Genomic DNA, 18477 nt, shown 5'->3' with positions numbered 1-18477 from the left:
GCCTCACGACCATAGCCGTAAAGCAGGTATCTGATAATCTAACGATCTATTGTTTTACATAACGGCTTATCTTTTTTCCGTGTTGGGTTCGATTGTAGTTTTGGTTTTAGCCGCATTTTGGAGGAGTTAAACAGGTGCCTGTTACCGAACCAGGTACCTGTCAGGTCCCTGTTGTTTACCTGTCAAGGTTTATCTATTCCCGACACAAAAAAGTGAATTGAGTCAATCTGTGAAGTTAGCGGGATGTCTTTTTGTGCCAAATTAGTGTCAAATTGTATCTGTTCTCGAATATCAGGCCCTAAATTCACATTTCTTCTATGTTTTTCCGTTAATTTTTTTTAATTTCCCGTTTAGAAATGCAATCATCAGGATTAATATATTCTTCACTTAAAAATGTAATTTCTCACAACTAATAAAATAAATCATGGAAAACAGCAACAATTCAGGCGGTCTCAGCAGACGCCGTTTTTTACGTAATTCAGCAGCCATTGCAGCAGGGATGACCGTTATTCCTAATGTTGCCATGGGTGGGTCATTGGGACGTAAAGCACCCAGCGATAAGTTAAATATTGCCGGTGTTGGTATTGGAGGTCGTGGCTTTGGAGTTCTTAAGGCCATGGAATCTGAAAACATTGTTGCCCTGTGCGATGTCGATTGGAAATATGCTCAAAAAGCTTTTGATCATTTTCCAAAGGCGAAGCAGTATTGGGACTGGCGCAAGATGTTTGATGAAATGGGTGACTCCATCGATGCAGTGGTGGTTGCAACAGCCGACCATACCCATGCCATTATTGCTGCCCATGCCATCACTATGGGCAAACATGTTTACGTTGAAAAGCCATTGACGCATACCGTTTACGAGTCTCGTCTTTTGACTAAACTTGCTGAAAAACATGGTGTTGCCACACAAATGGGCAACCAGGGAGCATCGGGTGATGGTGTTGCTTTGGCTACAGAATGGCTTAAAAATAACGAAATAGGGGAGGTGACTAAAGTTGAAGCTTTCACCGACCGTCCTATATGGCCTCAGGGGTTGAATGTTCCTGATCAGGGACAATGGGTTCCCGATACGCTTAACTGGGACTTATTTATAGGACCAGCCGAAATGCGTCCTTATAATGAAATTTATACTCCCTGGAATTTCCGCGGATGGTGGGATTTTGGTACAGGCGCTTTAGGGGATATGGCATGTCACGTATTACATCCTGCTTTTAAGGGTCTTGATCTTGGGTATCCAACAAAAGCACAGGGAAGCTCAACCCTTCTGTTGACTGAATCTGCTCCTACTGCCCAGAGTGTCAGGATGACCTTCCCCGAAAGAGGGAAAAAGGGTAAAATGAAACTTCCTGAAGTGGAGGTTTACTGGTACGACGGAGGCCTGCAGCCAATGAAGCCTGATGGTTGGCCTGCCGGAAAAGATATGAACGATGCCGGTGGAGGTGTATTGTTCCATGGTACAAAAGATATGCTCATAACAGGCTGCTATGGTAAAGATCCATGGTTGTTATCAGGACGTAAACCCGAAGTGCCTAAAACAGAGCGACGGGTAGAAACCAGTCACGAAATGGATTGGGTACGTGCATGTAAAGAAAGTGCTGAGAATCGTCAGCCAACCAATTCTCCATTCAATGAAGCGGGACCATTTAATGAAATGGTGGTTATGGGAGTTCTGGCCGTGCGTTTGCAAGGGCTTAACAAAGAACTTGAGTGGGATGGCGAAAACATGGAATTCACCAATATTAATGATGATGAAACCGTCAGAACAGTTATCGAAGATGGGTTTAAGATTCATGATGGTCACCCAACCTTCAACAAAACATGGACCGATCCGGTGAGTGCAAAAGCGTTCGCAAATGAACTGATTAAGCATACTTATCGTGATGGCTGGAGTTTGCCTCCAATGCCTTAGCGAAAGACCTTTTACTGAAATAGAATTTAACAGTGTATTATCAATAAAACTTTAAATAAGAAATATGAAAGCAAGAAATATTGCAATAGCTTTGTTTGCAGGAACTTTTTTTATTACCTCTTGTGGTATGGGAGGTCAGAAAAAATCAGAAAATGAATCTAAAACCGAAGAAACAAAATCTGCTGCTGTGCAAGAAGAAGTTGCATTAAACTCTCTGAGTGAACAAGAAAAAACTGAAGGTTGGAAACTCCTTTTCAATGGTGAAAACTTTGACGGTTGGCGAGGTTATGGAAAAGAATCCGTTCCCGGTGCATGGAGCATCGAGGAAAATGCCATTAAAATCAATGGCTCTGGTCAGGGGGAAGCCGGTGCCGATGATGGTGGTGACATCATTTACGATGAGAAATTTCAAAATTTTGAATTGAAATTTGACTGGAAGGTTTCGAAAGGCGGAAACAGTGGTATTTTCTACCTGGCCCGTGAAATTGAGGATCTTCCTATCTGGCGCTCTGCTCCCGAATACCAGATTCTTGACAATGAGAATCATCTGGATGCTCAGTTAGGTAAGGAAGGTAATCGCCAGTCGGCTTCATTGTATGACCTGATTCCAGCCAAGCCACAAAACAGCAAGGGTTGGGGGGAATGGAACAGTGGTTCTATTATTGTTTACAAAGGCACCGTTATTCACAAGCAAAATGGTGAAGTAGTACTTGAATATCATCTTTGGACTCCGGAATGGGAAGAAATGATTGAAAACAGTAAGTTTAAAGGCTGGACTGAAATGATCAATGCCGGAGGTGAAGAGCGTATGGGATACATCGGACTTCAGGATCATGGTGATGATGTTTGGTTCCGGAATGTGAAACTGAAAGTAATGGAATAAATAAGTAATTTGAAAAATTTCATTGGGCCCGCTTTTCTTGCATGAAAAGCGGGTTTCTTATGTTACGTGCATAGTAAATCGCTAAGTGGTGAAAGTCCCCGATGGGGGTTTATAGTCACCAACCATTCTTTTTTACCGCAAAGAAAGTTTGTTATCATTTTTATAGAGGCGAATTTTGGCTTAATTTGTCTCTGTTTTCAATTATCTTTATTAGCCAACATTAAAAGCATTAAAATGGAAGATCAAAACAACAAAAAAGGGCAAGTTAAAATTGAGTTGAGCCCTGAAATTGCACAGGGAATTTATTCCAATCTCGCAATTATTAGTCATTCGCCTTCAGAATTTGTGATAGATTTTGCCCGATTGATGCCCGGCGTTCCTAAAGCTTCGGTTAAGTCGCGCATTGTGCTGACCCCGGAGCATGCAAAACGGTTGCTTCAGGCTCTGAAAGATAACCTTAACCGTTTTGAAGAGGTACATGGCCCAATCAAAAATATTGCAGGCCCCAATGATCATGGAAGTAATTTTCCGCCAATGAATTTTGGTCCTACAGGACAAGCTTGATTTTTTTGCTTTTCGTATTCCTTTTGGGTTTTCTTTAAATCCTCATAAGTATGAAACTGATTATTTCCACTCTTATTTTTGTTCAGTTGTTCACCGCTTGCATTGGTTGTATTGGGCAAACCCCGACGCAACTTAAAACAGGCGCTGAGAGGACTGAAAAATGGCTTTCGTTACTCTCCGGTAAAAGTGTAGGACTGCTGGTCAATCAAACGTCCCTTATTGGAAGGGTTCATTTGGTTGATTCCATCCTCTCCCATGGTATTGATGTAAAGCGGATTTTTGCTCCGGAACACGGTTTTAGGGGCAATGCTGATGCAGGAGAGCATGTTAAAGATGGAATAGATGAAACGACCAAAATCCCTGTGATTTCTTTGTACGGGGAGTCCAGAAAGCCTAATGACAAATATCTGAAAGATCTTGATGTAGTGGTTTTTGATGTTCAGGATGTAGGTGTGAGGTTTTACACCTACATCTCTTCCATGCATTATATGATGGAGGCATGTGCCAGGAATGGTGTGGAGTTTATTGTACTGGACCGTCCCAATCCTAATGGAGACTATTTCGACGGGCCTGTATTGGAACCTGAATTTCGTTCTTTTGTGGGAATGCATCCCATTCCTGTCGTTCATGGTCTTACTGTAGGTGAATTGGCGAAGATGATTAACGGGGAAGGATGGTTGGAAAATAATCTTACCTGCGATCTTACCGTAGTTGGTATGGATGGGTATACCCATTCCATCTTTTATGAATTGCCTGTCAAACCGTCTCCGAATCTTCCCAATATGCTTTCCATCCGGTTATATCCGTCTTTGTGCTTTTTTGAAGCTTCAAAGATGAGTGTAGGACGGGGAACTATGTTTCCTTTTCAGGTAGTCGGTGCTCCTGATTCAATTTATGGGGATTTTACTTTCACTCCCGGGAGCATTGATGGAATGGCAAAACATCCTAAATATGAAGGAGAGGTTTGTTATGGAAGAGATTACAGGGGGTTGGAGCCAATGAAGCAGGAATTTTCCCTTGAGCCCTTAATGCACTTCTACCGGCTTTCACCAGATAAGACAGGTTTTATTTCACGGCGGGAGTGGTTTAATCTTTTAAGTGGAAATGATAGGCTCATTAAGAAAATAGAAAAGGGGTGGAGTGAAGAAAAAATTAGAAAATCCTGGAATTCCAGCCTTAAAAAATATGGACTTTTGAGGGAAAAATATCTTTTGTATCCCTGAAAAAGAAATAAAAAACGCCGGATGTCAATTACATCCGGCGTTTTTTATTTCAGCTAATTAATTATTAATGCTCGTAAGCAGAAAAATTGTATTCATCAAAAATCATCTCAACAGCTGTATCAATCCTGTCTTTTTCCGGATCAAGAATGCTGGTATCTTCGATAATTCCTGATGAATAACCCTGCCATACCGTTATGTTTTTTTTAAGGTCGGCAAATTGAATGAGTAAACTACCTTTGTCAAGGTGGTAGGTTTCTGCATCACCTGCCTCTCTTACTTCGGGGGAGGGGGTTAACCCAATGGATTTCTTTCGCATCTCCATTGAACCCCAGTAGTGTTCATCTGCATAATTATCTGTCCATCCTGTAAACTCCGTTTCTTTTTCAAAAAATCTAAAATTGATCAAGAAGTCAGCTTCGGGGCTGTTTATGTAATTGTATCCGAGAGCTTCCAGTTCGTCTTTTATCTCCTCCCGCGCGACAATTTTCAATAATTCACTGTCCCAAAAGAACGAATTGTCCGAAGCATCCTCAATATGGTCTGCAAATGTAAATGTTTTGTATTCATTAAAATCTGCTGCTTCTAAATTCTTATCAGTAGCAACAGTAACCTGTCCCTGAACATTCATTAAACCGATGAAAAATGCAAATGCCGTAATTAGTGCTTTTGAATTATTCATAATAAAACAATTTTTATGGTTCTCAAATTAATTTTCTTTGTTAGACCCAACGTGCTTATTATGAAATTGTTTGTTTCTGGTTTGGTGAAAAAGGCACTTTTTTAAAAGAAATTAATTGTCAGTTTGAAGTCTGTTCCCGGTATGCCCTTCTGAATGCGGAATAGAGGCAGGATAAATATAAAAGAGAACTTTAGATTTGGGGTTTGAGGGTTAAAATATTAATAATGAATAGATTCAGTAATTGAATAATGGTTTTTTGAAACCTCTCCCTATATAGACTTTATCTCACCCGGCAATGGTCTCGAATCCAAATCATCTAACTCCTTCTGGTCTTCCCTGAGGCAATAAAAAGCCCCATTTTCAGTTAATTTGATTTCAAGGATTCCCAGTACAATCAGGTTAACCAGTATTTTTTCTGCCTTTTTCCTGGAAATACTTGCAATTCTGGTGAATTTGGAATGAGTGATGTATTGATCTTTCTTATTTAAATAAGTAAGCAGTATTTGCTCGGGCTCTTGCAGTTGGAAAAAAGTGCCTGCGCTTTTCTTTTCGCGCATCCAGACTTTAAGCAGGATTCTGTTGGCAAGAAGGTTTTGATCTTTTACCCTGACATAGACCTTATATTTCCCGTCTCGGGTAGGGGCTTTATGAGGTTTTTGGTCACTTTTGGGTACAATGATTTCGACCACCGTTTTTCCTTCAATTTTGTGTTCGTGAGGTTCGAAGGCTATGGGCGGCTTGCAATACCGGTTTGCAGCTGCTTCAACCATATAAAACTCTTCTTCGCTGGAAACACCGGCAATACGACCGTTATCTTTTACGCCAACGAGCAATCGGCCCCCTTCGGTATTGGCAAAAGCAGTCAGAGACCTGGCTATTTTCTTGCTGTCGTTGATGGCAAATTTAAAATCCTGCTGAAGATGTTCCCCTTCTGCAATCCGTCTTTTCAAATAACTATTCACTTCTACAGATTTTGTATTGCAAATTTCGGCAAAAAACCTATGAAAATAAAATCAAATATCCTTAAATCCTGCAATGAACTTAGAATCATTAAAAATTGTTTACGACTATGTTTTAAGTTTAAAAAGATGACAAAAGTCATATGAAATGTAATTTATTAGCATGAAATTTATTAGAGAAAAAATTCTTCAATTTATTATTTTTCTAAAAATCAGCTCTATGCTTCAAACCAACGAAACCATTAAAAAACTTGCCGACAAATTTGGGCGGAAGGAGGAGAGTCTGCTGCCTATTCTTGAAAATGTATATGAGCAAAAACATATCATATCGGAGGATGATATGGTTGATATTGCTCGTGAGTTGGATATTTCAGCAGCAAAAGTTTACGGTACGGCTACTTTCTATTCATTTCTTGAAACAAAAAAATGTGGAAAATATGTCATCCGCATATGCAAAACCATTACCTGCATGATGCATGGCAAAAACCAAATTATTAAGGAGCTTGAAGAATTGCTGAAGGTCAATTTGGGAGAAACGACTCCTGACGGACTGTTTACACTTAAAGAAACCAATTGCCTGGGACAATGTCACAAGGGACCTGCCATGCTAATTAATGATGCTCCTTTTACCGAGTTGACTCCCGGAAAAGTGAGAGATATCGTTAATAAATACAGGCAGGAAGAGAAACAGGTTGCTTCCTAAATATACCTGGCCGGATCCTTTTTTTGTATTAATGAAGCGAACATGATTTTTGAAGTGCTTAATTCTCAAAAGAGCATGAACAGAATTCAACGTGAGTTCCATTCTGCCAGTTAGTTAATTTTGTTTTTCACGAATGAAAAATCCAAACTATGAATAAAAGTCTCAAACGTCTCGATTTGATATTCAAGAATGAACATGATGCCGATGTTATTCTTGAGAAGTCACTAAAACGCTCGAACGAAGAATTGATTGAAGATTTGATCAGCTCCGGACTTAAAGGGCGGGGAGGAGCCGGATTTCCCACCGGCCTCAAGTGGAAACTATCTGCGGAGGCAACGGGGAAAGAAAAATATGTTATTTGCAATGCTGATGAGGGGGAACCGGGAACATTTAAGGATCGGGAAATATTATCCAGTGTACCTCACAAAGTGATGGCAGGAATGGCCATTTGTGCCAGAATTATTGGTTCTCAAAAGGGATATATTTATCTACGGGGTGAGTATAAATTTCTGGTTCCACAACTAAATAAAACCATTGATGAATTTCATGAATTACTGGACAAGTTGAATCTTGATTTTCGAATCGAAATATTCCTTGGATGCGGAGCTTACATTTGCGGAGAAGAAACTTCTCTTTTTGAAAGCATGGAAGGTCATCGGGGAGAGCCTCGAAATAAACCTCCTTTTCCAACAGATGCAGGTTACAAAGGTGGTCCAACAGTTATTAATAATGTTGAAACGCTGGCGCATACATACTCCATATTTAAATATGGGCCTGAAAAGTTTAAAGACCTTGGTGTGAAAGACAGTAGGGGGAGTAAGGTGTTTTCTGTTAGTGGGGATACGCCCACCCCTGGAATTTATGAGCTGGAATTTGGGATGACTCTTCAAAAGTTTGTGGATGATTTTGGAGATGGCGATGCCAAAGCTGTGCAGGTTGGAGGAGCTGCAGGTTTTTGTGTTCCCAGGAAAAAGTTTGACAAAACAGTAATCGGCTATAAAGGTAAACTTACCGGTGTTTCTTTGCCCACCGGAGGATCAATGATGATTTTCAATTCTTCAAGATCTATGTACAATGTCCTTCACAATTATCTTGACTTTTTTGTAGAAGAGAGCTGTGGCCAATGTACACCTTGTCGTGTTGGAACCCAACAGTTGCTTTTGGGCATAGAAGCCGTAAAGCGTGGAGATAAGTCGTCCCTGTATCTTGAACAGTTGCTTTCCCTGGCCGAAACAATGAGGATTACTGCCAAATGTGGACTGGGACAATCAGTGGCCAACTCGTTCAGCTCAATCGTGGAAAATTTCCGCGAAGAAATGATTTATTAATGCCAAATCCTGTTTTGCTATGAAGGAACAAGTAAACTTAAAAATAGATAATCTTAGCGTCTCGGTTGATGAAGGAACTACGATTCTTGAGGCTGCTAAAAAGATAAATATTCGCATTCCTACATTGTGTCATCATGAGGATCTGTGCGTTGCCGGAAACTGCCGTGTTTGTGTTGTGGAACAGGCGGGGCTTGACCGCCTTCAGCCAGCTTGTGCAAACCCGGTTAGTGAGGGGATGGAGATTTTTACCAATAGTTTGAAAGTTCGAAATTCACGCAAGCAAATAATTGAACTTTTGATTGCTGAACATCGCGCAGAATGTACCACTTGTTACAAGAATGGCAAGTGCGAACTTCAGTCTTTAACCAATGAATATATTGTAGGGGAGAATGGTTTTATTCCATTGGTACCATTGAAGGGATATACTGTGGATGAGTTTTCCCCTTCCATCATAAAAGATGACTCTAAGTGCATTCGGTGTCAACGGTGTGTCAGAACCTGCGATCAAATTCAAAGCATTAGTGCTCTTACCGTAGCACATAAGGGGGGTGAAATGAAAGTGTCCACCTTTTTTGAGAAACCGATTTATGAAGTAGTTTGCACCAATTGCGGTCAGTGTGTTAATCGTTGTCCAACGGGAGCTTTAACTGAAAAGGTTTATATCAATGAGGTTTGGGATGCCCTATACAATCCCGAAAAGTTTGTTGTGGTTCAGACAGCTCCGGCAGTGAGAATTGCTTTAGGAGAGGCCCTGGATATGAAACCGGGAGAGATTGTTACCGGCAAAATGGTAGCGGCTCTTCGCCGAATTGGGTTTAATGCTGTTTTGGATACCGATTTTTCTGCCGACCTTACCATTATAGAGGAAGGAAATGAACTACTTCATCGGTTGAAAAGGGCCTTAAAAGACAAAGATCCGGATGTTAAGATTCCTATGACTACTTCCTGTTCGCCCGGTTGGATTAAGTTCATTGAGCATACCTTCCCTGATATGCTGGAGAATCTTTCTACTGCCAAATCTCCTCAACAAATGTTTGGAGCCCTGGCCAAAACATTTTATGCCCAAAAGATGGGGGTAGATCCTGCGAATATGGTAAGCGTTTCCGTAATGCCATGTACTGCTAAGAAGTTTGAAGCCAACCGTCCCGAAATGCGTGCAAGTGGATATCAGGATGTGGATTATGTGGTAACTACCCGTGAGCTTGCTTTGATGGTGAAGCAGGCAGGTATCGATTTTGGTTCATTACCCGATGATGATTATGACAGTATTATGGGTGAAAGTTCCGGTGCGGCTGTTATTTTTGGCGCTACAGGAGGCGTAATGGAAGCTGCCTTGCGTACGGTTTATGAAGTAGTAACCGGAAGAGAAGTTCCTTTCGACGGATTAAATATTACACCGGTCAGAGGTATGGAGAATGTCCGTGAAGCTTCTATAAAGATTGAAGATCCGGTGCCTGAATGGGATTTTTTGGATGGAGTAGAGGTTAAAACCTGTGTTGCACACGGATTGTCGAATGCCAAAAAGGTAATGGAAGCTGTGAAAAGCGGAAAAGCCGACTACCATTTTATTGAGATAATGGCATGTCCCGGAGGCTGCTTAGGTGGCGGTGGTCAGCCTCTGCCCACTTCTCCCGAAATAAGGAAGAAAAGATCTGAAGCTATTTACAGAGAAGACTCCGGAAAGAAAATTCGAAAATCGCATGAGAATCCTGAAATTGTACAGATTTATGAGGAATTCCTGCATGAGCCTTTGGGACATAAGTCGCATGAATTGTTACATACAAATTATGTTGCCCGTCAACGATATTAACCTATCCACATGGCAAATATAAGTCGTGTCGTGGATTGACGAAAAGAACCGGGGTATTGCTCCGGTTTTTTAATATCTTCTTTTCGGGTGGCCCTGTGAAAATGTATTCAGGAGAATTTAGGCGATTTGCAGACAGAATAAGCAATCCCGAATTACTCCTTTTTGCCATTTCCAGGGAGTAACTCACAGTCTCTTTTTTATTAAAGCCATAACTCAGGGTTTTATAAGCAATCCCCGACTTCTCCAGTAACCTTTTGATAAAGTTCAGGTTGGCGAATACCGCCTTATGTTTGTCGTGGTATTTAATTTTGGGGTGAACAAGATGGAGTTGTCCGCCTGTATGACGTGTCCAAAAACCGGCCCATGCCGAAGCTTCTTTTTCCCCGTCTCTTGCGCATATCGGGAAAAAGACATTTTCAGGCATCCAATTTTTTTGGATAAGATCGGGAAGTAAAAAATATGGAACAGTGAGAGTTCTTAACCTTGAGAAAAATCTCAGACAATTGTGGTTTGCATCTAACCTAATAGTGCCTGGGTAGATGCAAACCATTGAGATATCCGCCTCAGCATTGTTGACATTACTTTCAATCACCTTGTAAAAATTCTTTTCAGAACCTACTACTCTCTCATCGTGCGGCCTGAGTTGATTTTTTAGTTGTAAGCCATGATCTTCACAGGTTGAAATGGTCAGGGAGAAGTCGAGTCTTCTTGCCAGTCTTTCGCAAAATGGCACTAAAACATTATAATCTTCTTTTGACGATATGGGGAGGAAGATGTTTGACATGTTTAGATGTTCAGGTTATTGACTAAATAGAGTCTGGTCAGAAAGTACCACTTGCTGTGTTACGCTTGCCCGAAAATAACTCATCCCGAAGGATCGGGACTGCCTATTTTCGGGCTTCGCAAGCCTTGTAAATGAAGCTTTCTGAATACGCACATGACTTTTGACACTGTTTGCTTAATTTATAGACAGGGCTAAATAGAACTTGTTTTGATGGAATAATGAAATGATGCTTAAGCATGAGCTTTGATTTGAGAAATTTCAAATAATTTTTAATGGTTTAAAATTGAAGTTCATCATCATTTGGTGAGTTAAAAATATGTAATTTTAATGAGTTTACCATTTAATGCTGATAATTCAATATTTTAAGTGGTCAGGTGTTTTTATCCGAAAATAAAAGATTATGAGTAACGAAACTGATATTACCATATGTCTTGGGAGTTCTTGCTTTTCCAGAGGAAACCGTTATACTCTGGAACTAATAAAAAACTATCTCAAAGAGCACAATCTGGAGGAACAGGTTTTTTTCAGAGGAGACTTGTGTGACGGACTTTGTGAACATGGGCCCATTTTGAAGATTAATGGAGAAGTTATACGAGACGTTACATCTGACAATGTTTTTGAGATTTTGAATGAATATTTTTCAGACGAAGGTGCTGAGGAATGATTTTTCCCGTTTTTTAATTAAAGTAATGGAATGGGTCTGAGGTTGTTCCTCTCAGACTGATCAGATCCGGTTTTAAGATAAAATTATGGCTCAATTGATTCATGTAGATCCAGACAAATGTAACCTCAGTCTTACCTGTATCCGGGTATGTCCTGCCAAAGCAATTCGCATCGTAGAAAAACATGCAGAGATAATACCTTCAAGATGTATTGGTTGTGGTAATTGTGTAACTATGTGTGCCCAGGATGCGATAGAGGTGAGGGATGAAAAAGTTCGTGTAAAAAATTTACTGGAAGCAGATATCCCGGTTGCAGCAGTCTGCGACCCGGCTATCTCATCAGAATTTGTTGACATTACAGATTACAGGAAATTTGTAGGCATGATTCGCGCTCTTGGGTTTAATTATGTAATGGAAGGAGCGTTTGGGGTCGATTTGGTTTCCTTTAAATACCGCGAATTACTCTATAACTTTCAGGGGAAATATTACATCACCACCAAATGTCCGCCAGTGGCTGCTTATGTGGAGAAGAATCATCCCGAACTGGTTGACAACCTGGCACCAATTGTTCCTCCTTATGTGGCCATGTCTAAGGTTACCCGTCGTCTGTACGGAGCAGATACCAAGGTGGTCTATTTGACTGCCTGTGTAGCAGCTAAAGATGATGCAAGGAAGTTTAAAGGGGACGGAAAAACGGATGGCGTTTTAACGTTTGGTGAATTACGCGAGATGTTTGCCGAAAAGCATATTACCGAAAATTCAGTGGAATTCAGCGATTTTGATCCGCCTATTGGAAGAAAAGGAGGACTTTTTCCTATAAACAGAGGAATGCTTCAGTCTGTAGATATTAATCAGGATCTGTTGAGTGCCAGTATTATTGTCACTGCCGGAAGAAGTAATTTTTTACAGTCTCTTAAGGAGTTTAAAACAGAAATTGGCCTGCAACAACATCTTGATCTTTTTTACTGTGAAGGTTGCCTTATGGGCCCCGGCAATTCACCAAGGGGGAAAAAATTTTACAGGCGGTCTCAAGTTATCAAATATGTCAAAAAACGGCTTAAAGATTTCGATTATGAAAAATGGCAACAGCAAATAGAATCTTTTGGAGATCTTGATCTGAGCCAGTCTTTTAAAGAGCAGGATCAAAGGTTGCCTTATCCTGCCGAAAGTGAAATTCAGCGAGTCCTTCATGAAATGGGCAAAGCAAAGGTGGAGGACCAGTTAGGGTGCGGTGCTTGTGGTTATCCTTCCTGTCGTGAGTTCGCAGTCGCATATTGCCAGGGTCTTACCAATTATGAGATGTGTTATACATACACAATTCATCAGTTGCATACATTTATTGGCAAGTTGAATGCTACGAATGAAAAGCTCAAAAAAACAAAAGAAGCATTAAAGCAAAGTGAAGAAAAAGCCAGAGAAGAAGAAAAGCTGGCTCGTCAGGCTGCAGAGACCACCACGGCTATGTTGAATAAAATCCGTGCAGGCGTTGTTATTGTTGATGAAGACTTGAAAATTATTGAATCGAATAACAGCTTTGTGAATATGCTTGGTGAAGATGCGCAACATATTAATGAAATGATTCCCGGACTAAAAGGTGCCGAATTGTCTTCCCTTCTCCCTTTCCCCAAACTTTTTGCAACAGTTCTAAATTCGGGACAGGATGTACTTACAAGAGATACCTCTATCGGTGATTCGGTTTTGAATGTGTCTGTGTTTACCATAGAAAAAAACAAAATAGTAGGAGGTATTATCAGAGATTTGACAGCTCCTGAAGTTAGGCGGGAAGAAGTGGTGACAAGGGCCAGAGAGGTTATCCGTGAAAACCTTGAGACTGTCCAGCAGATTGCTTTCCTTTTGGGAGAAAGCGCTTCCAAGACTGAAAAAATCCTTACTTCTATTATTGAAGCACAAAAATTGGGAACAAGAGATGATGAAGGAATTGGCAGTAAGTAATATGGCCTTTTAATCAGATAACTATGCATTTACCAGACCAAAATATATTTCTGGATATTTTTTGTGAGCAGAAAGATCATGAAGGGGAGGCCATTTGCGGAGATGTCTTTCTATCCCGGCGCATTCGTGAAGAGGGGCGTACCATTGTGGTTTTGTCAGATGGCATGGGCTCAGGAGTAAAGGCCAATGTTTTGGCGTCACTGACCTCCTCCATGGCGGTGAATTTTACCATCGAACACCGCGAGGTTAGAAAAACAGCCGAGATTATTATGAATACATTGCCTGTGTGCTCAGTACGAAAGATTAGTTATTCCACATTCACCATTGTGGATATGGAGGATAACGGGCAAACGACTATTGTTGAATACGATAATCCCTCTTGCCTTCTGCTGAGAAATAATCAGGAATTTGATCCCGGGTGGGAAAATCTTGAACTGGAGTCGGACAGGCATAAAGGAAAAATAATAAAGACTTGTAGTTTTCGGGCACAGAAAGAAGATCGTGTCGTATTCTGGACAGACGGGATCATTCAGTCCGGAATGGGGACTCGCTCTTTTCCCTTTGGGTGGGGGCGAGACGGGGCTGTGGAATATGTGAAAAAAACATTGCGTAATGAGCAATATATTTCCGCTGCAAAATTGTCCCGTAAAGTTGTTAATATGGCTGCTTTGCATGATGGGGAAAGCCCTAAGGATGATACTTCGTGTGGAGTTATATATTTTCGTGAGCCCCGAAAACTTTTATTGGTTTCGGGGCCGCCCTTCGAAGAAAAGCATGATCTTGACTTTGCATTAAAGGTACAGCGTTTTCATGGTAAAAAGATTATAGCAGGAGGGACGACTGCTGAGTTGGTGGCTCGTGAACTGGCGCTGAAATTTGATGCCGGAATGCAATCTACCGATCCGGAATTACCCCCAGCTTCTTATGTTGAAGGAATTAATCTGGTTACTGAAGGCATTTTGACACTAGGCAAGGTAGCCAGGATACTTGAAAATTTCCACCGTGATACCAAGCTTGGTAATGGCCCGGCAGATCTAATGATTCGTATGCTGCTTGAAAGTGATAAAATCCATGTCTTGAATGGTACCCGCATAAATGTGGCTCATCAGGATCCTAACCTTCCCGTGGAACTTGAGATTAGGCGTTCGGTGATAAAACGGATTGTTAATCTTCTTGAGGAAAAATTTCTTAAAGAAGTGGATGTTGAATTTATGTAATTCGCATCAATGACTTTTTTATTCAAAAGTTAAAAAGTGTCATCAATGGTTTCTCGGTGATTAAGGTTTTTATTGCTTTCATTTGTCATTTCTGCAGTAATTTAGATTAGATATTTATTAGTTTGAAGGCGGTTTTTTGTTTTAAGTAATCGTTAAAAATTGTAGTTTCGTATTTTTATTAGTGAAAAAAATCTTTAATCTCATTATTGGGGTTAAGTGTTTGTTTTGTAGCTTTTTGATAATGTTGAACCCGAAAGCTGATTGACCATGAAAATTGAAAACTTAGTGGATGTTTTAGATGGGAATGTGGTCATGGGAGAGGAATTTCTCCAGAAAGAAGTTCTTTTTGGTTTCGCAAGTGATTTAATGAGTGATGTTTTAACACTTGATACCGATAAGCTTGTTCTGGTTACCGGGCTCAACAATTTGCAAACCATCAGAACGGCTGAAATGGCAGATATTGAGTGTATCGTATTTGTCAGGAATAAACGGGTTTTGCCACCAATGCTTGAAATTGCATCAGAACATGAAATGGTTTTAATAGAATGCCGGTTCTCCATGTTTGGCGCCATTGCCCGGTTGCATGATGCAGGATTAAAACCTGTTTACTAAATCGAATTAATGAAATTTAAATACGAAATAGAGGGAGGAAACTTTTCAAAGGCAGGCAATGCCAGCAGTGCTGTAAAGAAGATGCTTAAACAGTTGAATGTACCTCCACCCATAATAAAAAGATTGGTTGTTGCCCTCTACGAGGGCGAAGTAAATGTTGTGGCACATGCCTGGAATGGTTGTATTCAGGTTGATATAGAGCCACACAGGATCTTTGTCATTATTGAAGATGAAGGACCGGGGATCCCGGATATTGATCAGGCAATGCAGGAGGGGTATTCCACTGCTTCACAGGCTGTCCGGGAGATGGGATTCGGTGCCGGAATGGGATTGCCAAATATGAAAAAAAATGCCGATGAATTGAATATTACCAGTGAAGTTGGCAAGGGCACTAAAGTAGAAATAACCACTTTGTTAAACGAGTAGTAATAAATGGCAGAGGACAGTTTTTATCATGCACTTAAAGTTGATGAAAAGACTTGTTACGGTTGTACACATTGTATGAATGTATGCCCGACAGGCGCAATACGTATTCGTAACGGTATCGCATCTATTCGTCCGGATTGGTGTGTGGATTGCGGTGAGTGTATGCGGGCATGTCCGGTTGATGCCATTTTTGTTGAACATGACGATTTTGACCGGATCTTCAATTACAAATGTCGCGTTGCTTTGGTTCCTGCTGTTTTGATTGGACAGTTTCCCGCTAAAGTAACAGAGGCAGAAATTTTTTCAGTAATGCGGGAGCTGGGCTTTACCCATGTTTTTCAGACGGAACACACTGCCGGAATCATAAGGAAGGCAATGGTTGAAACAGCCCGGGAAGCTGAAGAAAAACCATCAATATCTTCATTTTGTCCGGCCATTGTTCGTTTAGTGCAAATTAAATTTCCATCACTTCTTGATCAGGTACTAAATATCAAACCTCCTATTGATGCATCTGCTGTTTATTTCAGAAAACGCCTGGAGGATGAAGGCATCCCATCTGAGGATATTGGAATCTTTTATGTCACTCCATGTGCCGCCAAGATTGCCGCTGTAAAAAGCCCTGTGGGTGAAGAGCAATCTCCTCTCGATGGCGTCATTGATATGAGATTTATCTATAATAAAATATACCGGCTGATTAAATCCAGACACAATAGCAGCAGTGTTTCCCCCGGTGAAATGTTGCCTCTTTTGAGTCCCGGATCTATTAAATACAGCCTGACTGAGGGGGAGGCCAGCAGGATGGAAGGACGTTGCCTGGCCATTGATGGCATTCATAATGTTATCGAATTTCTTGAAAAGCTTGAAAATGATGAACTGGGGAATGTCGATTTTCTGGAATTAAGGGCTTGTGATCAGAGTTGTGCCGGAGGGGTGTTGGTTGGCGGTAACCGTTTTTTAACCACCGAAAGACTGAATAAAAGAGCTAAGCGTTTTGAAGGAGTTGCTGATATTCCCGGAGACATAAAAGCTTATACTCACTTTATGAATCATAATATGGACATTGGCATACTGGAGCCACGATCTATGATGGCTTTGGATGAAGATATGGGAGAAGCTATGCGAAAGATGCAGCAGGTTCGCCATTTAATGTGTTTCCTGCCGGGGATTGATTGTGGTGCTTGCGGTGCTCCAAACTGCCAGAGTCTTGCAGAAGATATTGTAAGACGTGAATCTCAGCTTTCAGCTTGTGTTTTTATTCAACGGATGATGGAAAAGCATAGCAAGTTGAGTGGAGAGCATGCCCTTAAAATCATTGAAAAGGTATGGGGCAAAAACAGATTGGACAAAAATTGTAATAAAAAAGGGGCTGAAGATGAGGCGGGGGGGTGAGTTTCAAATGAAACGAGTTCCTATTAACCGGAACAATCTCAATGTCTGTCAACAGGCAGGCATTCGGCCTATAACTTAAGTGATTTTTTTTTAGCAAATACAATAACAATAGATCGTTAGATTTATAGATATTAGATGTAAGATCATTCGTGTCATGCTGAAATTCTTCACATTAATATGAAAAAGGATATTCTTGTAATCAATTGATTACAAATATATTGTAAAAGTTTAACGGAGTATTGCAATTATGAAAGTAAAAAATATAGTTAAGGAATTAGGTTTAAGTGTGTTTTGTGGAGATGAGAGCCTTGACCGGGAAGTAACCGGAGGATATGTTTCTGACTTATTGAGCGACGTGATGGGCAATGCATCAGAAGGTGATGTATGGGTGACTTTGCAAACACACAAAAATGTGATGGCTGTTGCTTCGCTTAAAGAAGTCGCTGCTGTGATATTGGTGAAGGGACACAAGCCTGATGAGGATACATTGGCTCAGGGTATTGAAGAAGAGATTCCGTTGCTTGGAACTGAAATGGAAACTTTCGAACTGACCGGGAAACTCTACGAATTGATCCAAAACCAAAATGGAGGATGATGTTAAAGACCTTTCGGGCAGATTTGCATGTTCACACGGTATTATCTCCTTGTGGAAATCTGGATATGAGCCCGGGCAGGATTATTAATGAAGCACTAAAAAAGAACATTGACATATTGGCTGTTACCGATCATAACTCAACCAGGCAGTGCAGAGTGGTTATGGAACTTGGCCGGCAAAAAGGCATTACTGTTTGGGGCGGAGCTGAAATCAATACACGGGAGGAAGTGCATTGCCTGGCACTTTTTGATGAGATGAATGCCATTGATGAATTTCAAAAATGGCTGGATAAGTGGTTGATAAAGGTGCCTAATAATCCTGATTATTTTGGTGATCAGGTCTGGGTGGATGCAGAGGATAACATCCTTGGAGAAGAGGAAAGGCTATTGATCGCTGCTTTGGACCGGAACCTTGATGAATCATATCAGTTGGTAAAATCGTTAGGTGGTTTATTTATTCCGGCTCATATTGATCGTAAGTCCAACAGCCTTAGTAGCCAGTTAGGTTTTGTACCTCCCGATATACAGGCCGATGCTTTGGAGATAAGTCCTAAAGCGGAACCAGCGTTGGTTGACAAAATGGGATGGGGCAAGATTAAACCTCTGGTGGCCGGTTCAGATGCTCATTGGCCTGAGAAATTGGGTAGTCATTTGACTCTGTTAACAATAAAAGATACAAAACTGGAAGAATTTAAGCGGGCCCTTAATGGTGAAAGTGGAAGAAGTGTGATGCCTGAGTTGCTGAAGAACAAAGGAGGATAGAATTATTGAAATGACCCGGT

Annotated in this window: 18 protein-coding genes; 15 read left to right on the top strand and 3 right to left on the bottom strand. The window is 40.9% G+C overall.

Annotated elements, in window-relative coordinates:
• Positions 1-424 precede the first annotated feature (424 nt).
• From DDZ16_RS04650 to DDZ16_RS04635, 4 genes are all read left to right on the top strand, one after another.
• The gene (locus DDZ16_RS04650; RefSeq protein ID WP_109263254.1) at positions 425-1909 is read left to right on the top strand and encodes a Gfo/Idh/MocA family protein; all 1485 of its coding nucleotides are present in this window, start codon (positions 425-427) and stop codon (positions 1907-1909) included.
• A gap of 64 nt (positions 1910-1973) precedes the next feature.
• A complete protein-coding gene (locus tag DDZ16_RS04645) occupies positions 1974-2792 on the top strand; it encodes a 3-keto-disaccharide hydrolase (protein ID WP_109263253.1) in 819 nt (272 codons plus the stop codon).
• Between the two features lie 234 nt (positions 2793-3026).
• Entirely contained in the window at positions 3027-3356 is a 330-nt protein-coding gene (locus DDZ16_RS04640) for a DUF3467 domain-containing protein (RefSeq protein WP_109263252.1), read from the top strand.
• A 50-nt stretch (positions 3357-3406) separates the two neighbouring features.
• Positions 3407-4579, top strand: a complete 1173-nt coding sequence (locus DDZ16_RS04635) for an exo-beta-N-acetylmuramidase NamZ family protein (RefSeq protein WP_109263251.1) — start codon at positions 3407-3409, stop codon at positions 4577-4579.
• A gap of 64 nt (positions 4580-4643) precedes the next feature.
• On the opposite strand, the gene DDZ16_RS04630 is transcribed toward DDZ16_RS04635, so the two are convergent.
• A complete protein-coding gene (locus tag DDZ16_RS04630) occupies positions 4644-5258 on the bottom strand; it encodes a DUF4136 domain-containing protein (protein ID WP_109263250.1) in 615 nt (204 codons plus the stop codon).
• A gap of 269 nt (positions 5259-5527) precedes the next feature.
• The gene (locus DDZ16_RS04625; RefSeq protein ID WP_109263249.1) at positions 5528-6220 is read right to left on the bottom strand and encodes an AlbA family DNA-binding domain-containing protein; all 693 of its coding nucleotides are present in this window, start codon (positions 6218-6220) and stop codon (positions 5528-5530) included.
• Positions 6221-6437: 217 nt separating this feature from the next.
• On the opposite strand from DDZ16_RS04625, the gene DDZ16_RS04620 reads away from it, so the two are divergent.
• The 3 genes from DDZ16_RS04620 to DDZ16_RS04610 all read left to right on the top strand — a co-directional run bounded on the left by DDZ16_RS04620 (position 6438) and on the right by DDZ16_RS04610 (position 10058).
• On the top strand, positions 6438-6920 hold the full coding sequence (locus DDZ16_RS04620; protein ID WP_109263282.1) for an NADH-quinone oxidoreductase subunit NuoE family protein: 483 nt from the start codon (positions 6438-6440) through the stop codon (positions 6918-6920).
• Positions 6921-7069: 149 nt separating this feature from the next.
• Complete coding sequence (locus DDZ16_RS04615) at positions 7070-8248, top strand: NADH-ubiquinone oxidoreductase-F iron-sulfur binding region domain-containing protein (RefSeq protein WP_109263248.1); 1179 nt, start codon at positions 7070-7072, stop codon at positions 8246-8248.
• Between the two features lie 19 nt (positions 8249-8267).
• Positions 8268-10058: an NADH-dependent [FeFe] hydrogenase, group A6 gene (locus tag DDZ16_RS04610; protein ID WP_109263247.1), complete on the top strand. Its 1791-nt coding sequence runs from the start codon at positions 8268-8270 to the stop codon at positions 10056-10058.
• Position 10059: 1 nt separating this feature from the next.
• On the opposite strand, the gene DDZ16_RS04605 is transcribed toward DDZ16_RS04610, so the two are convergent.
• Positions 10060-10842 carry a hypothetical protein gene (locus DDZ16_RS04605; protein ID WP_109263246.1) on the bottom strand — a complete coding sequence of 261 codons (783 nt, stop codon included), beginning with the start codon at positions 10840-10842 and terminating at the stop codon, positions 10060-10062.
• Between the two features lie 400 nt (positions 10843-11242).
• Here DDZ16_RS04605 and DDZ16_RS04600 point away from each other — a divergent pair, with 400 nt between their 5' ends.
• From DDZ16_RS04600 to DDZ16_RS04565, 8 genes are all read left to right on the top strand, one after another.
• Entirely contained in the window at positions 11243-11506 is a 264-nt protein-coding gene (locus DDZ16_RS04600; protein ID WP_109263245.1) for a (2Fe-2S) ferredoxin domain-containing protein, read from the top strand.
• 85 nt (positions 11507-11591) lie between these two features.
• Complete coding sequence (locus DDZ16_RS04595) at positions 11592-13457, top strand: [Fe-Fe] hydrogenase large subunit C-terminal domain-containing protein (protein ID WP_109263244.1); 1866 nt, start codon at positions 11592-11594, stop codon at positions 13455-13457.
• A gap of 23 nt (positions 13458-13480) precedes the next feature.
• On the top strand, positions 13481-14674 hold the full coding sequence (locus DDZ16_RS04590) for a SpoIIE family protein phosphatase (protein ID WP_109263243.1): 1194 nt from the start codon (positions 13481-13483) through the stop codon (positions 14672-14674).
• Positions 14675-14941: 267 nt separating this feature from the next.
• A complete protein-coding gene (locus DDZ16_RS04585; protein ID WP_109263242.1) occupies positions 14942-15286 on the top strand; it encodes a hypothetical protein in 345 nt (114 codons plus the stop codon).
• A 9-nt stretch (positions 15287-15295) separates the two neighbouring features.
• Positions 15296-15712, top strand: coding sequence for an ATP-binding protein (locus DDZ16_RS04580; RefSeq protein ID WP_109263241.1), 417 nt, complete (start codon positions 15296-15298; stop codon positions 15710-15712).
• Positions 15713-15718: 6 nt separating this feature from the next.
• On the top strand, positions 15719-17101 hold the full coding sequence (locus DDZ16_RS04575) for a [Fe-Fe] hydrogenase large subunit C-terminal domain-containing protein (protein ID WP_109263240.1): 1383 nt from the start codon (positions 15719-15721) through the stop codon (positions 17099-17101).
• Positions 17102-17348: 247 nt separating this feature from the next.
• Entirely contained in the window at positions 17349-17696 is a 348-nt protein-coding gene (locus DDZ16_RS04570; protein WP_109263239.1) for a DRTGG domain-containing protein, read from the top strand.
• Complete coding sequence (locus DDZ16_RS04565) at positions 17693-18457, top strand: PHP domain-containing protein (RefSeq protein WP_232526552.1); 765 nt, start codon at positions 17693-17695, stop codon at positions 18455-18457. The genes DDZ16_RS04570 and DDZ16_RS04565 overlap by 4 nt, the downstream gene beginning before the upstream one ends.
• The last annotated feature ends 20 nt before the right edge of the window (positions 18458-18477 follow it).

Origin of the sequence: Marinilabilia rubra (assembly GCF_003121985.1) — a bacterium.
Classification (GTDB): domain Bacteria; phylum Bacteroidota; class Bacteroidia; order Bacteroidales; family Marinilabiliaceae; genus Marinilabilia; species Marinilabilia rubra.
The sequence above is the reverse complement of the archived record's forward strand: the minus strand, read 5'-3'. Positions and strand labels throughout refer to the sequence as shown.